Source organism: Hymenobacter amundsenii (assembly GCF_002204745.1).
Lineage (GTDB): Bacteria > Bacteroidota > Bacteroidia > Cytophagales > Hymenobacteraceae > Hymenobacter > Hymenobacter amundsenii.
On sequence record NZ_NIRR01000001.1, the window covers coordinates 194,252 to 206,912 of the forward strand.

The window sequence follows — 12,661 nt, forward strand, 5'->3', positions numbered from 1 at the left end:
TCTGTTCCGGTGGATGAAGTGACTAGATGGGAAGAGGAACGTCATTCAGAGCGCAGCGAAGAATCTCGCGTGCTGACGTTGTAGAGGTAGCCAGATGTCAGCATGCGAGATTCTTCGCTGCGCTCTGAATGACGTTCCTTCTGGAGACTTTCTTTCCAACCCCAACCCGACCTCCAATCCTACCCAACCGTTCAACCCGCTACCTTTACCCCATGCCCGAGTTCCCCAACACCCAATCTGAAGACCAACAGCTCCTTGATAAGCTCCGGCCCTCGCGGATTGTGCTGCCGGTACTGATTGGATTGGGTGTGGTGGCCTTCATGTTCTGGCGCAGCTACCGGCCCGGCGACTTGGCCCCGCTGGCCAACGCCAAGCCTTGGTGGCTGCTGGTTACTGTTGCCATCCTGCTGGCCCGCGACGCCGGTTACGTTTACCGCATCCGCTACCTCACCGAAAAAGCCCTGAGCTGGCGGGCCTCGCTCGACGTGATTATGCTCTGGGAGTTCTCATCCTGCATTCTGCCCTCGGCGGTGGGCGGCACGGCGGTGGCCCCGGTGCTGCTGCATAAAGAAGGCATTCCGCTAGGCAAGTCGGTGGCCTACATCATGGCCACTGCCATGCTCGATAACATGTACTATGTGCTCATGGTACCGCTGGTGGTGGTTATCGGGGGCGAAACGCTCTACCCCCACGAGGCCCTGCAGGGCGGGCTGATAACGGCCTTGCGCATCGGCTTTGTGGTGAGCTACGTGTTCGTAACGGCTTACGCGCTGCTGATGGTATATGCCATTTTCATCAACCCCAGCGCCGTAAAGCGGCTGCTGGTGCGGTTGTTTTCGGTGCGGATGCTCCGGCGGTTTCGGGGGCGGGCCTATAAGCTGGGCAACGAGCTGGTGCTGGCTTCCGCCCAGTTGCGCGGCAACGGGGCTGCTTATTGGCTGCGGGCCGCCCTGAGCACGGCCTTCGTCTGGACGGCCCGTTACCTCGTGATTGGCTGTTTGATTGGCGCCTTCATCGACGTGGGCTGGACCGAATTCTGGCTGATCTTCGGGCGTAATCTCACCTACAAAGTCATTCTGTTGATTGCCATTACGCCCGGCGGCGCAGGCGTGGCCGAGGGCGCGTTTCCTACGTTCTTCGGCAAGTTTATTGGCACGGCTACCATGACCAACTTCATGGTCCTACTCTACCGCATCGTCACATACTATCTCTATCTGGTACTTGGGGCCGTGTTCCTACCCCGCTGGATTACCCGCATCTACGGCAAGCGCAAGGCTCAGGAATTAATGCATTCGTAGTGGACAGCAGCAGCCTGTTGGTACTTAGCAAGCAATAAAAAGCCCCTTCTGCCGATAGCAGAAGGGGCTTTTTATTGCTTAAGTTCGATACAGATAGTATTCGGATTACTCGCCTTCCAGGCGTAGCTCCGAACCGTCGGAACCCTTAAGCGTCAGCTTGTCGTCGGTCAGGGTTACTACCGTGAACATGTTCGACTGGGCGGCACCGGCGGGCATCATCGTAATAGTTTTGGCACCTTGGTCGAAGGTGTATTTACCGTTCATGGTCTGGGCACCCGACATCATGTTATACTGGCCGTTGGCGTAGAAGGTCACGCGCTGGTCTTCCATAGCATCGCTCTGACTCACTTTGTCGCCGGTAGCGTCCATTTCTTTGTCGGTTTTCCAGGTCTTGCTGTCTTTGCCATAGAGCATATTTACGCTTTCAACGGTGCCTTCCTTACCGCCGCAGGCAGCAGTGAAGAGCAGTACGAGCATAAACAGGCTGGCCAGCAGGCGCGAGGAGGTGGAGGTCAGGGTTTTCATTGGAGAGAGGGAAAGGATAGATGAAAGAATGGACAAAATGAAAGGCTACGTCGAGGCTGCCAGTGTTGCGCCTCTTACGGTAACGCTGCCCCCGAGGTTCGCTCCAGCTACGGTGGAGCTTACCAACCGATAGGAGGTTTCCAGACCCAATACAACCTATTACTTACCACGGCGTAGAAGTGCCTGATTCCCCGCTGTCTGCCAGCGTCTCTACTCCTTTCCTCACCTCCAAGCTAACGAACTATTCCCATGGGACTTTTTGATTTCCTCTCCGACAAAGGCGATAAAAAACCAGTTGCCCCCAACACCACGCCCGCCGACGGCACTACCGATTTTTTCGGTAACTCCAATAAAGATGCCGACACTACGGCCGGCGAAACCTATACTGTAGTAAGCGGCGACTCCCTCTCGAAAATCGCCAAGAATCACTATGGCGACGCCAGCAAGTGGCACCAGATTTACGACGCCAACAAGGCCGTTGTTGGCTCCAACCCCGACCTCATCGAAGTGGGTCAGATCCTAACGCTGCCGAAGCTCTAAGGCCCTTCACTTCCCGGAAATATTCAAAAAAGCCACCCCGAAACGGGTGGCTTTTTCTATGGATTTATTAGTGGCTTAGCTCCGATTTTTGACCAATTCCCTCTCATATAATTGGTGTTCTCCTTTCCCGTTTTGGTCTCGCAGAATGGATACTGGGGTTAAAAAAATCACAGCATCAGCACTTAATAATTTATACTTCAACTACTTATCTCATCATTTGCGTACGTTAGCCGTTGACCATATATTTTTAAATATAATTACTCAACCTATTGCAAATACCAAATTCTCTCGCATACCTTTGCAACACCAACCCGGTACTGGTCCGCTCGCGGCGGAACAGTTTTCATAGGATTTATACAGAAGTGGCGAGAGAACAGGCTCCCTGACCCACTGGCAACCTTCGACCGCGCGAAAGGTGCCAATTCCTGCCCGACCAGCTTGTACGAACCGTACGGCGGCGGGGCATATAACTCACTGTGCCATGGAAAACTCCTTCGCTTTCGTCGTTTCCTCCCCCACCGCTCCGGCCGCCTTCGGGCCCGCCGGTTCGCCGTGGGGTTTTGGCGTTGCCCCGGCTGCGTTTGCAGCAGCCCCAGCGGCCCGCCGAATGCGAATGCGTGACTTTTGCGGCCTGCGTTGTTGCTGTTGTTAGCCTGAGTCCGGCTCCGTAGCCTCCTACCTCCCCCCTCCTGTTTTCCCGGCCCTGACCGGCGGTGCCTTTTAGCACCCGGCCGCCTCTTCGCAGCCCGCTTGGCTCATTTTGCCTCCGGCAATGCCTATTTCGGTGCGGCCTCTAGCTGCCCCTATTCCGCAGGCAACCAGTGCATTCCACTTCCCTTCTTCAAAACTTATCGTCTTCTAATCCAGCCTTGCCATGTCCACGCCCAACTTCCACTTCGAGACGCTTCAACTCCACGCCGGCCAGCAGCCCGACCCCGTTACGGGCTCCCGCGCCGTGCCCATTTACCAGACCACTAGCTACGTGTTCAAGAACGCCGAGCATGGGGCCAACCTGTTTGCGCTCAAGGAATTCGGCAACATCTACACCCGCCTAATGAACCCCACCACCGACGTGTTCGAGCAGCGCGTGGCGGCTTTGGAAGGCGGCGTAGCAGCCCTGGCAGTATCGTCGGGGCAGGCGGCCCAGTTCATTGCCCTCAACAACATTCTGCAGGCCGGCGACAACTTCGTGAGCACGACCCACCTCTACGGCGGCACCTACAACCAGTTCAAGGTGGCCTTCAAGCGGCTGGGTATTGAGGTGCGCTTCGCCGACGGCGACCAACCCGCCAGCTTTGAGGCCCTGATTAACGAAAACACCAAGGCCATCTACCTCGAAACCATCGGCAACCCCAGCTTCAGCATCCCCGATTTTGAGGCCGTGGCCGCCATTGCCAACCAGCACGATTTGCCGCTCATCGTCGACAATACTTTCGGGGCGGGCGGTTACCTGTTTCGGCCCCTGGAGCACGGCGCGCACATTGTGGTGGAATCGGCCACCAAGTGGATTGGCGGGCACGGCACCAGCGTGGGCGGCGTAATCGTGGATGGCGGCACCTACGACTTCGGCAACGGCAAGTTCCCGCAGTTCTCCGAGCCGTCCGAGGGCTACCAGGGCCTGGTGTTCAGCGACGTATTCGGCAAAAACGGGCCGTTCGGCAACATTGCCTTCATCATCCGGGCCCGGGTAGAAGGGCTGCGCGACTTCGGTCCTTCCCAGAGCCCGTTCAACTCTTTTCTGCTGTTGCAGGGCCTCGAAACGCTGAGCCTGCGGGTGGAGCGCACCGTGGAAAACGCGTTGCGCGTGGCCAACTGGCTGGAGCAGCATCCGCAGGTGGAAGCCGTGAACTACCCCGGCCTGCCCAGCAGCCCCTACCACACACTGGCCCGCAAATACCTGAAGCGCGGCTATGGCGGCGTGCTCACCTTCGCCCTCAAAGGCAGTAAGGATACGGCTACCCAGTTCATTGATAACCTCAAGCTAGTGAGCCATCTGGCCAATGTGGGCGACGCCAAAACGCTCATCATCCAGCCCGCCGCCACCACCCACCAGCAAATGTCCGAAGACGCGCAATGGGCCGCCGGCGTTACGCCCACGCTGCTGCGCCTGTCGGTGGGCATCGAGCATTTCGAAGACATTCAGGCTGATTTGCAGCAGGCTTTCGACGCAGTACATAACGCCGCCACGCCCGACCACACTCAGGACGAGCCACTGCCCGAGCCGCTAACGGAGCACGAACAGCCGCTGGAAGTATAGTTTATTTAGCTGATAGCTTTTACCGAACGAAGCTGACAGCTAATGGCTATCGGCTAAAAGCTCAAAACATGCCTATTCACCAGTTTCAACTAGCGCAGCCGCTACCCTTGGAAAGCGGGGCCGTGCTCCCCCACGTGCAGGTGGCCTACCACACCTCCGGCCACCTCAATGCGGCCCGCGACAACGTAGTATGGGTCTGCCACGCCCTGACGGCTAACGCCGACGCGGCCGACTGGTGGCCGGGGTTGGTGGGCGCGGGCTGCCACTTCGACCCGGCCGACTGGTTTATCGTGTGCGCCAACGTGCTGGGCTCCTGCTACGGCACCACTGCCCCGCTCACGCCCAACTCCGAAACCGCCCGCCCGGTCTTCCGCGACTTTCCGCTCATCACGATCCGGGATATGGTGGCGGTACACGAAGCCCTGCGCGAACACCTGGATCTTCCCCGCATTCACACCCTGATCGGGGGCTCCTTGGGCGGGCAGCAGGCCGTGGAATGGGCCGTGCAACGCCCAAACGTGTTCGGCAACTTGGTGCTGCTGGCTACCAACGCCCGGCACTCGGCCTGGGGTATTGCCTTTAACGAGGCCCAGCGCCTGGCCATTTTTGCTGATGCTACCTACGCGGCCGACACCCCGGCGGGCGGGGCGGCCGGGCTGCGGGCCGCCCGGGCGGTAGCGCTGCTCAGCTACCGCAGCGCCGAAGCCTACGGCCGCACCCAAACCGAACCAGACGAGGAGAAGCTGGACGATTTTCCGGCCAGCTCCTACCAGCGCTACCAGGGCGATAAGCTCGCGGTCCGCTTCGACGCCTACAGCTACGTAGCCCTGACGCGGGCCATGGACAGCCACCACGTAGGCCGTGGGCGGGGCGGGGTGGCCGCCGCCCTGGGCCGCATCCGGGCCCGCACGCTGGTGGTGGGCATTACGTCCGATGTGCTGTTTCCGGTGGCGGAGCAGCAACTGTTGGCCCGCCACATCCGGGGAGCCGTGTACGCCGAAATGGATTCGCCCTTCGGCCACGATGGCTTCCTGCTGGAAGCCGCCCAAATCACCCATTTTCTCGAACGATTCGCTGCCCCTACCGATGCTTACGAACCAGCCTAACCATATTACTGCCCTCTTCCCTACCCGGCAGTGGCGGGTGGGCCTTATTGGGTTCGGGTGCGTGGGCCAGGGCCTGTACGATATCCTGGACCAGCGCCCCGAAGCCGGCTTTATCATCAGCCGCATTGCGGTGAAGAACCCCACCAAAGCGCGCACGTTGTCCGCCGAGCGATTCGAGTTCGACGCCGAGCTGCTGCTGGCCGACGATTCGCTGGACGTGCTGGTGGAAGTAATCGACGACGCGGATACCGCTTTTTGGTTGGTGAGCGAGTCCCTGCGCCGGGGCCGGCGGGTGGTAACGGCCAACAAGGCCATGCTGGCTCGCCACCTGCCCGCACTGGTGCAACTCCAGCGCGAAACGGGCGGCACCTTGCTATACGAGGCGGCCGTGTGTGGCAGCATTCCGGTTATCCGTACGCTGGAAGCATATTTCGGGGTCGAACCGCTGCACCGCCTCACGGGCATCCTCAACGGCTCCTCCAACTACGTGCTGACCCGCATGGGCGAGGAGGGCGCCGACTACGCCCCCGCCCTGGCCGAAGCCCAGCAGCTGGGCTTCGCCGAAACCGAACCCAGCCTCGACATGGGCGCCTTCGACCCGCGCTCCAAGGCAGTGCTGCTGGCCGCCCACGCCTACGGTGCTTTCCTCGACCCCGAGCAGGTGCTGAACCTGGGCATTGAGGGCATCGGGGCCGTGGATATTGCCTTTGCCGCCAGCCAGGGCCAGAAAATAAAGGTAGTAGCTGGCCTCCAACGCCTGCCGGACGGCCGCGTAACCGTGCTGGTTACACCCCAACTGGTTGGGCCCGATTCGCCGCTTTACACCGTCGACCACGAATTCAACGGCGTGGTGATAGAGGCCGACTTTGCCGGGGAGCAGTTCCTGCGCGGGCGCGGGGCTGGCGGGCACCCCACCGGCTCGGCCGTGCTGGCCGACCTGGCCGCGTTGCGCCAGGGCTTCGCTTATCAATATCATAAAGCCGCCGAAGCCCCCGAATACGCCGCCGACCTGGAGGTGGAAATCTACCTGCGCACCAACGAACCGAGAATCATCGACCTGCTCGATTTCAGCGAAATTTCAGAGGAGGCCGACGAGGACGAATACGTGGTGGGCTACGTCGCCCTGCAACACCTCATCCGCCACCGCGACACGCTGCGCCAGTATGGCGCCTTCGTCGTGCGTACCGGCCGGCTGCGACCCATCGGGGAAGAAGTAGAGACCGTGGCCGCATCGGCCTAGCTACCGGTGGCGGCCGTTGTTTCGGCACCGCCTCACCGTAATAGCTCGCCGACTGCCGCTCTATTTCAGCGGGGCAGCTCCAGTTGGCGGTACAGCGGCGGGTAGTGCCGGATGGCTATAATTCGGCAGAAGCTCAGCGGAATCTGGCCCAGAAGTCCCGGGTTGGATTTCGGGCAAACGCAGTTCTACGCGCCGCCGTGGCAGCAGGGCCGTGGCCTGGGCCGTGCGGCGGGGGTTGAGGGCGGCAGCCAGCAGTGGGCCGGGGGCACCGGCTCCGAGCAGCGGACGCAGAAAGTCGCGCATGGGCACGAAGACCGAATCGAGGTATGTGGGCTCGAAGGAATAGGGTACATGGCCGGCTCCGCGCAATGGGCGCAGCACGTTGGGTACGCCCACGACCGAGGCCCGGCGGCGCAGCACCGCGCTGCCCGCCACTACCTGGGCCGGCAGCGGGCCGCCAATCAGGCCCCGGTTGTAGGGCACAATGCCGTCGCGGGTGCCGTGGATGCTGAGCAGCGGCACGTCGCCGGGGCCGAGCCAGCTGGCCTGGGCCAGCGCGCCGCACAGGTTGATGACGCCCCGCGGACGGCTGCTGTAGCCGGCGTGGCCCCCGCTGCCTTCAAGGCCTCCCAGCGCAGCCAGGTTCAGGTAGACAGGTACTTCGGCGGCTTTATCGAGGTAGGCGGTTTGCAGGGCCATGAAGGCCCCAGCCGAAGAGCCGCCCACAAAAATATAGCGGCCATCAAGCCGGAAGCGGCGGGCCGTGGCGGCATCGTGGCGGAAAAAGCGCACGGCGGCGCGCATATCTTGGGTGGCCCGGATGGCGGCCCGGCCAATGCCCACGCTGTCAAAAGGGAAGAACAGCAGCCGGTAATCGATGCTGGCAGCCGTGTAGCCCAGCCGGGCCAGCCGGGTGCAGAGCTCGGTCATCACCGCATCGTCGCGGGTGCCGGTTACGAAGGCGCCCTCGTGGGCCAGCAGCACCAGCGGCCGGCGGCGCACGGTGTCGCCGGCCGGCTCGTAGAAATCGAGGTAGAGCGGCTGGGTCTGCCCCAGAAGGCCACTAACCTGGGCAAATTCGACGTTACGCCGCACTTTCACCTGTTGGAAAAGCGGGCGGTGGTAGCGGCCACGTGCAGTATCGGGCGGGGCCGATTGGGCTCGCAGAACCGGAGTTGAGAGGCCAGTTATCAGAAGCAGGAGGAGAAGTAAGCGCACGAGTAGGGTACGAAAGATAGTTGGAAAGAGGTACTGTTTGAGTTGCCGGTTGCCAGTTGTTGAGAAGAACCTCATTCAGCGCGTGGGCTGAATGAGGTTCTTCTCAACAACTGACGCACTACTTTTACTACATGCCTACTATAGCTCCGCCGCCCCTCCGCCCCCACGACCGGGTGGCCATCGTCTGCCCCGCCCGCCAGGCTTCGCACGCCGAGCTGGCCGCGGCCGTAACAACGCTCGAAAGCTGGGGCCTGCGCGTAACGCTGGGCGCAAGCACCAACGTGGCCCACCACCAGTTCGGGGGCTCCGACGAGGTACGCCGCCAAGACCTCCAGCACCAGCTCGACAACCCAAGCATCCGGGCCATTTTCTGCGCCCGGGGCGGCTACGGCACCACCCGCATCATCGATGGGCTCGACTTTGCCCGCTTCGCCGAAAGCCCGAAATGGGTGGCCGGCTTCTCCGATATCACCACCCTCAACTGCCATTTGCTGGGGCGCGGCTATCAGAGCATCCACGGCGTGATGCCGTTGCTGTTCCACCAGGAAGCCGGGCAGGAATCGTTGGAGAGCCTGCGGCGGGCGCTATTTGGGGAGGCACTGGCCTACGAGGTGCCGGCCCACCCGCTCAACCGCCCGGGCACTGCCGTGGGCGAGTTGGTGGGCGGCAACCTGAGCATCCTGCAAACCCTCACTGGCACGGCGTCCGACGTATCAACGGACGGCCGCGTGCTGTTTCTGGAAGACATCGACGAATACCTCTACGCCATCGACCGGATGCTGGTCCACCTCGACCGCACCGGCAAACTGGCCGGGCTGGCCGGGCTGGTGGTGGGTCATTTTACCAACCCCCAAGACAATACCGTACCCTTCGGCCTCACGCCCGGCGAAATCATCAATCACTACGCCGCCAAGTACAGTTTCCCAGTCGCCCACGGCTTCCCCGTCGGCCACGAACCCCAGAATATGGCCTTAGTGGTAGGCCAGCAGATGCGCCTGACAGTGGACGAAACGGGGGCGCGGCTGGTGGGAGTGTAAGGAGAAAGTCTGCGTCGGACGGCGCGTTAGGGCCGCAGCAGCTCGGGCAGGCCTACTTTGTCGAAGAGTACCCGCCCTATTTTCAGGTTCGACCAGCCGGGGCGCAGGCGGTAGGAAAACACGGGTACACCCGCGTGCAAGGTGCATTCGATGCAGTAGGTGCGAAGGCCGGGCTGGTCGGGCAGCTGGCTTTCGAGCTGGAGTAGGTGGGTGGAAATCAGGAAGCAGGACTGCGGGAAACCCGCCAGCCCGGCCACCGTGGCGCGGGTGATGTCGAGGGCGTCGTCGGAGTTGGTGCCCCGAAATAGCTCGTCGAACACCGCAAACACCCGGCCCGGCTCCTGGGCCGCTTCCAGCACCCGCTTCAGGTTCTGAATTTCGGCCATGAAGTGGCTGTAGCCCCTGCTGAGGCTGTCGGCCAGGTTCAGGGCTACCACAATAGACGAGTAGAACGGCACGCGGCACGCGGCGGCCGGCACCCCCAGCCCCGCGTGGGCCAGGTACACGCACAGCCCCACCGCCCGCAGCAGCGTAGACTTGCCCGACATGTTGGGGCCGGTCAGCAGCACCAGGTTATCGGTGGGGTCGAGGTCGAGCGTGTTTTTCACCGGCGCCGGCAGCATTGGGTGGTAGAACTCGGCCAGGTGCAGCCCGGCCGCCTGAAACCCTGGAAACGTGAAGCCCAGTTGCCGCATGCCCTTCGCGGCCGACCAGCAGGCTTCGAACCAGAAGAACGCGGCCCAGAAATCGGCCAGTTCCTCGGGGCTTACGGCGGCCAACTGCTGGGCAAAAACTACCATCCGGCCCGCCGAAAACTGGTCTTCGGCAATGGCCGCTGCCGTGTCGGCCAAGCTAAACCGCTCCAGAAACCGCCCGATAACCGCCAGCCGGACCTTGCCACCAGGCGGAAAACCGGCCGGATCGAGGCAACGGAAGTAGTGCTGCTCCAGCCGCCGCAGCAACTGAATGGCCTGCACGTAACGGGCACGGCTGCGGTAGCGGGCCTCCTCCGACAGCAGCAACCGCGCCGCCAGCCGCAGCCGGTTGGTTTCCAGCGCCAGCTGCCCGCTCACTACCTCGTGCAGAAACCGCTGCACCTCGGCCAGCTGAATCCGGGAGTAGCTGAACTCCGCCACCACGTGCCACTGCCCGAGCAACGCCCGAAAAACGGCCTGCTTCTCCTCTACCTGGACCACCGTCGGCGGCAACTCCCGCAGCAGCCGGCCCAACGCCGCCTCGCCCTCGTGGGAGTACGTGAAATTGAGCAGCGGCAGGATATCAGTTTCGAGCCGGAGGTCATCGACTAAAAGCATGGCGCAGGTTAGATAGAAACCAGCACAACGCCAACCGCCCCGGCAGCTTGCGTTGCCGGGGCGGTTTTCTTTCAGCCAATAAGTCGGCTTTATGCTCTCCCGCCTGAATGATTACCGGTGGTAGCAGCCGAATGCCTACTTGATGGCAAAAATCACAGGAACTTCGCATTCGGCGGCTACTGGCTGCCCGTTGGTGTAAGCCGGAATCCAGCCGCCAGGCAGTTGTTGGATCACCCGCAACGCTTCCTCATCGCACCCCGACCCGACGCCTTTTACCACGCGGTAGCTGGTGGCAGTACCCGTGCTGTCGATGACAAAAGCTACCAAGACTTGCCCCATTACATTGTTGCGCAGGGCCATTGCCGGATACCGGATGTTCATACCAATCCGCATTAGAAGCGCATCCGCACCCTCCGCATATTGCGGGTTTGCAGTAAGGACTGCCGCTCCGGGCAGGGGCCGGCATACGAGTTGAGAAGGCCGTTTGGGGGGCAATGAAAACAGCGTCTGTCCGGTGCTGTGGTCGATTTTAAGGGCTGGACTGCCTTTGTCGGAATAGTATTCCCACACCCCCTTCTTCTGATCGTGCTGGTAGCGGCCTTTGGATTGGAGTGTTTTACCCCGGTCGAAATAAGTGGTCCAGACGCTGTCTTTCTCGCCGGCGGCATAAAACCCTTTAGTTACCAGCGTGGTGCCTTTCGGGCCCGCGTACTGCCAATAGGCCCCTTGCTTTGTTTCGGGAGCCGCCTGCAATACCATATATTCCTCCCGGCCCAGGCCGGACGCATGGGGCATCACAACTTTTTGAGTAAGCTGCGCCTGGCTGGTAAGCGAAATGCCCAGCAAGGAAAACAGCAATAGCAACCGGGGCGGAGTAGGGAAGAGCATAGTAGAAGGCGAGCCTGGCAGGCTATCGGCTATATAAGTTGGTGAGTTTGGGCGTTAAAAACCTTGGCTATATGCGGTATTGGCTGTAGGGCAGCCATCAAATCAACAAGACAGCAGCTGACAGCTCATCAGCTACTCCCCGTACACTACCGTCAGCAACGTTTGGCCCACGGCCTTGAGGGTGCGCCGGTCGATGTTGGCCATGTTGTCCTGGGTGGTGTGGTGGTAGGCCTGAAACTCGCCGCTGGGCAGGAAGTCGATGACGTCGATGGTACGCACGCCGGTTTGGTTGGTGTAGACGTGGTCGTCGTCGATGCCGGGGCTATCGGCGAAAATGAAGTAATCGGAGTAGCCCAATTTGGAGGCCGTATTCCAGACCTGTTCCAACTTATCGGGGGCCTTTTCGCGGGAGATGCCTTCGCGGCTGAACCGGGCGCCCTTGGCCCCTACCATATCGAGCAGGATACCGAAATTGGGCTTGTAGTTGGCGGGTACTACGTTTTTAGCCCAATACTGGGAGCCCAGGCACCAACTGTCTTGGTTGCCGAGCAGATTCTTTTTATCAGCCTGCGTGACGCCGTCGTAACCGTAATCTTCGGAGTCGAAGAGGATAAAATCGACGCCCACGCCGGGGGCCAGACTATCGGGTTGGGCGCTGAGCACGCGGGCCATTTCCAGGGCCACGGCCACGCCGCTGGCGCCGTCGGAAGCGCCGTCGAGCGGGGCGTTCTTATTTTCCTTGTCCTTATCGGCAAAGGGGCGGGTGTCCCAGTGCGCAAAAATGGCAATTCGGCGCGAGGCCTGGGGCATATACTGGGCAATGATGTTGCGCGACTTAAGCATATTCCCATCGAAGGCCATGACCTCGAAAGGCTGCTCCTTCACTGTGAGGCCATACTGCTTGAACTGCCCGATGATCCAGTCGCCGGTTTGCACGTGGGCCGGGGTATTGGGCACCCGGGGCCCGAACGCTACCTGCCGGGCGGTGAAAGCGTAGGCAGAATCGGCGTTGAAGTTCGGCGTTTTGGGCAGGGCGGCTTCGTCGGCGGCTACGGTTTCGGAGGCGTCCTGTTTGGCGGGGCAGCCGGTGAGTAGCAGCAGGCCAGCCAAAGCGGCCGGAACGAGGCGGGAGAAGATTTGCATGGAGCGAAAAGCTTCGAATGAAGGGGAATCTGCTAATTATTGGCTGTTAACTATCAGCCAATAGCTAACAGTTCATTTGCAAGGTACCCGGCGGGC

Annotated in this window: 11 protein-coding genes and 1 riboswitch; of the genes, 6 read left to right on the plus strand and 5 right to left on the minus strand. The window is 61.1% G+C overall.

Going from position 1 to position 12,661, the window contains the following annotated elements; translation table 11 throughout:
- The first annotated feature begins 212 nt into the window (after window positions 1–212).
- Window positions 213–1,298, plus strand: coding sequence for a lysylphosphatidylglycerol synthase transmembrane domain-containing protein (locus tag CDA63_RS00920; RefSeq protein WP_088462562.1), 1,086 nt, complete (start codon window positions 213–215; stop codon window positions 1,296–1,298).
- A gap of 105 nt (window positions 1,299–1,403) precedes the next feature.
- Here CDA63_RS00920 and CDA63_RS00925 read toward each other — a convergent pair whose 3' ends face one another.
- Window positions 1,404–1,823, minus strand: a complete 420-nt coding sequence (locus CDA63_RS00925) for an META domain-containing protein (protein ID WP_088462563.1) — start codon at window positions 1,821–1,823, stop codon at window positions 1,404–1,406.
- Window positions 1,824–2,072: 249 nt separating this feature from the next.
- Here CDA63_RS00925 and CDA63_RS00930 point away from each other — a divergent pair, with 249 nt between their 5' ends.
- The 4 genes from CDA63_RS00930 to CDA63_RS00945 all read left to right on the plus strand — a co-directional run bounded on the left by CDA63_RS00930 (window position 2,073) and on the right by CDA63_RS00945 (window position 6,966).
- The gene (locus CDA63_RS00930) at window positions 2,073–2,363 is read left to right on the plus strand and encodes a LysM peptidoglycan-binding domain-containing protein (protein WP_088462564.1); all 291 of its coding nucleotides are present in this window, start codon (window positions 2,073–2,075) and stop codon (window positions 2,361–2,363) included.
- Between the two features lie 349 nt (window positions 2,364–2,712).
- A riboswitch (SAM riboswitch) is annotated at window positions 2,713–2,836 on the plus strand.
- A gap of 401 nt (window positions 2,837–3,237) precedes the next feature.
- Window positions 3,238–4,620: an O-acetylhomoserine aminocarboxypropyltransferase/cysteine synthase family protein gene (locus CDA63_RS00935; RefSeq protein ID WP_088462565.1), complete on the plus strand. Its 1,383-nt coding sequence runs from the start codon at window positions 3,238–3,240 to the stop codon at window positions 4,618–4,620.
- Between the two features lie 68 nt (window positions 4,621–4,688).
- Complete coding sequence (locus CDA63_RS00940) at window positions 4,689–5,726, plus strand: homoserine O-acetyltransferase family protein (protein ID WP_088462566.1); 1,038 nt, start codon at window positions 4,689–4,691, stop codon at window positions 5,724–5,726.
- A complete protein-coding gene (locus tag CDA63_RS00945; RefSeq protein ID WP_165768134.1) occupies window positions 5,707–6,966 on the plus strand; it encodes a homoserine dehydrogenase in 1,260 nt (419 codons plus the stop codon). Before CDA63_RS00940 ends, CDA63_RS00945 begins: the two co-directional genes overlap by 20 nt.
- Before the next feature lie 60 nt (window positions 6,967–7,026).
- Here CDA63_RS00945 and CDA63_RS00950 read toward each other — a convergent pair whose 3' ends face one another.
- Window positions 7,027–8,184: an alpha/beta hydrolase gene (locus CDA63_RS00950; RefSeq protein ID WP_165768135.1), complete on the minus strand. Its 1,158-nt coding sequence runs from the start codon at window positions 8,182–8,184 to the stop codon at window positions 7,027–7,029.
- Window positions 8,185–8,315: 131 nt separating this feature from the next.
- Here CDA63_RS00950 and CDA63_RS00955 point away from each other — a divergent pair, with 131 nt between their 5' ends.
- Window positions 8,316–9,221, plus strand: coding sequence for a S66 peptidase family protein (locus CDA63_RS00955; protein ID WP_088462569.1), 906 nt, complete (start codon window positions 8,316–8,318; stop codon window positions 9,219–9,221).
- Window positions 9,222–9,247: 26 nt separating this feature from the next.
- Here CDA63_RS00955 and CDA63_RS00960 read toward each other — a convergent pair whose 3' ends face one another.
- The 3 genes from CDA63_RS00960 to CDA63_RS00970 all read right to left on the minus strand — a co-directional run bounded on the left by CDA63_RS00960 (window position 9,248) and on the right by CDA63_RS00970 (window position 12,565).
- Window positions 9,248–10,534, minus strand: coding sequence for a MutS-related protein (locus tag CDA63_RS00960; protein ID WP_088462570.1), 1,287 nt, complete (start codon window positions 10,532–10,534; stop codon window positions 9,248–9,250).
- A 135-nt stretch (window positions 10,535–10,669) separates the two neighbouring features.
- Complete coding sequence (locus tag CDA63_RS00965; RefSeq protein ID WP_206780445.1) at window positions 10,670–11,380, minus strand: energy transducer TonB; 711 nt, start codon at window positions 11,378–11,380, stop codon at window positions 10,670–10,672.
- A gap of 174 nt (window positions 11,381–11,554) precedes the next feature.
- Window positions 11,555–12,565 (minus strand): M28 family peptidase, encoded by a 1,011-nt coding sequence (locus CDA63_RS00970; protein WP_088462572.1) that lies wholly within the window; start codon window positions 12,563–12,565, stop codon window positions 11,555–11,557.
- Between the last annotated feature and the right edge of the window lie 96 nt (window positions 12,566–12,661).

Excerpts from the sequence above, each read along its gene's own strand:
- CDA63_RS00920 (WP_088462562.1), top strand. The coding sequence starts at position 213 with ATGCCCGAGTTCCCCAACACCCAATCTGAAGACCAACAGCTCCTTGAT.
- CDA63_RS00925 (WP_088462563.1), bottom strand. The coding sequence starts at position 1,823 with ATGAAAACCCTGACCTCCACCTCCTCGCGCCTGCTGGCCAGCCTGTTT.
- CDA63_RS00930 (WP_088462564.1), top strand. The coding sequence starts at position 2,073 with ATGGGACTTTTTGATTTCCTCTCCGACAAAGGCGATAAAAAACCAGTT.
- CDA63_RS00935 (WP_088462565.1), top strand. The coding sequence starts at position 3,238 with ATGTCCACGCCCAACTTCCACTTCGAGACGCTTCAACTCCACGCCGGC.
- CDA63_RS00940 (WP_088462566.1), top strand. The coding sequence starts at position 4,689 with ATGCCTATTCACCAGTTTCAACTAGCGCAGCCGCTACCCTTGGAAAGC.
- CDA63_RS00945 (WP_165768134.1), top strand. The coding sequence starts at position 5,707 with ATGCTTACGAACCAGCCTAACCATATTACTGCCCTCTTCCCTACCCGG.
- CDA63_RS00955 (WP_088462569.1), top strand. The coding sequence starts at position 8,316 with ATGCCTACTATAGCTCCGCCGCCCCTCCGCCCCCACGACCGGGTGGCC.
- CDA63_RS00960 (WP_088462570.1), bottom strand. The coding sequence starts at position 10,534 with ATGCTTTTAGTCGATGACCTCCGGCTCGAAACTGATATCCTGCCGCTG.
- CDA63_RS00970 (WP_088462572.1), bottom strand. The coding sequence starts at position 12,565 with ATGCAAATCTTCTCCCGCCTCGTTCCGGCCGCTTTGGCTGGCCTGCTG.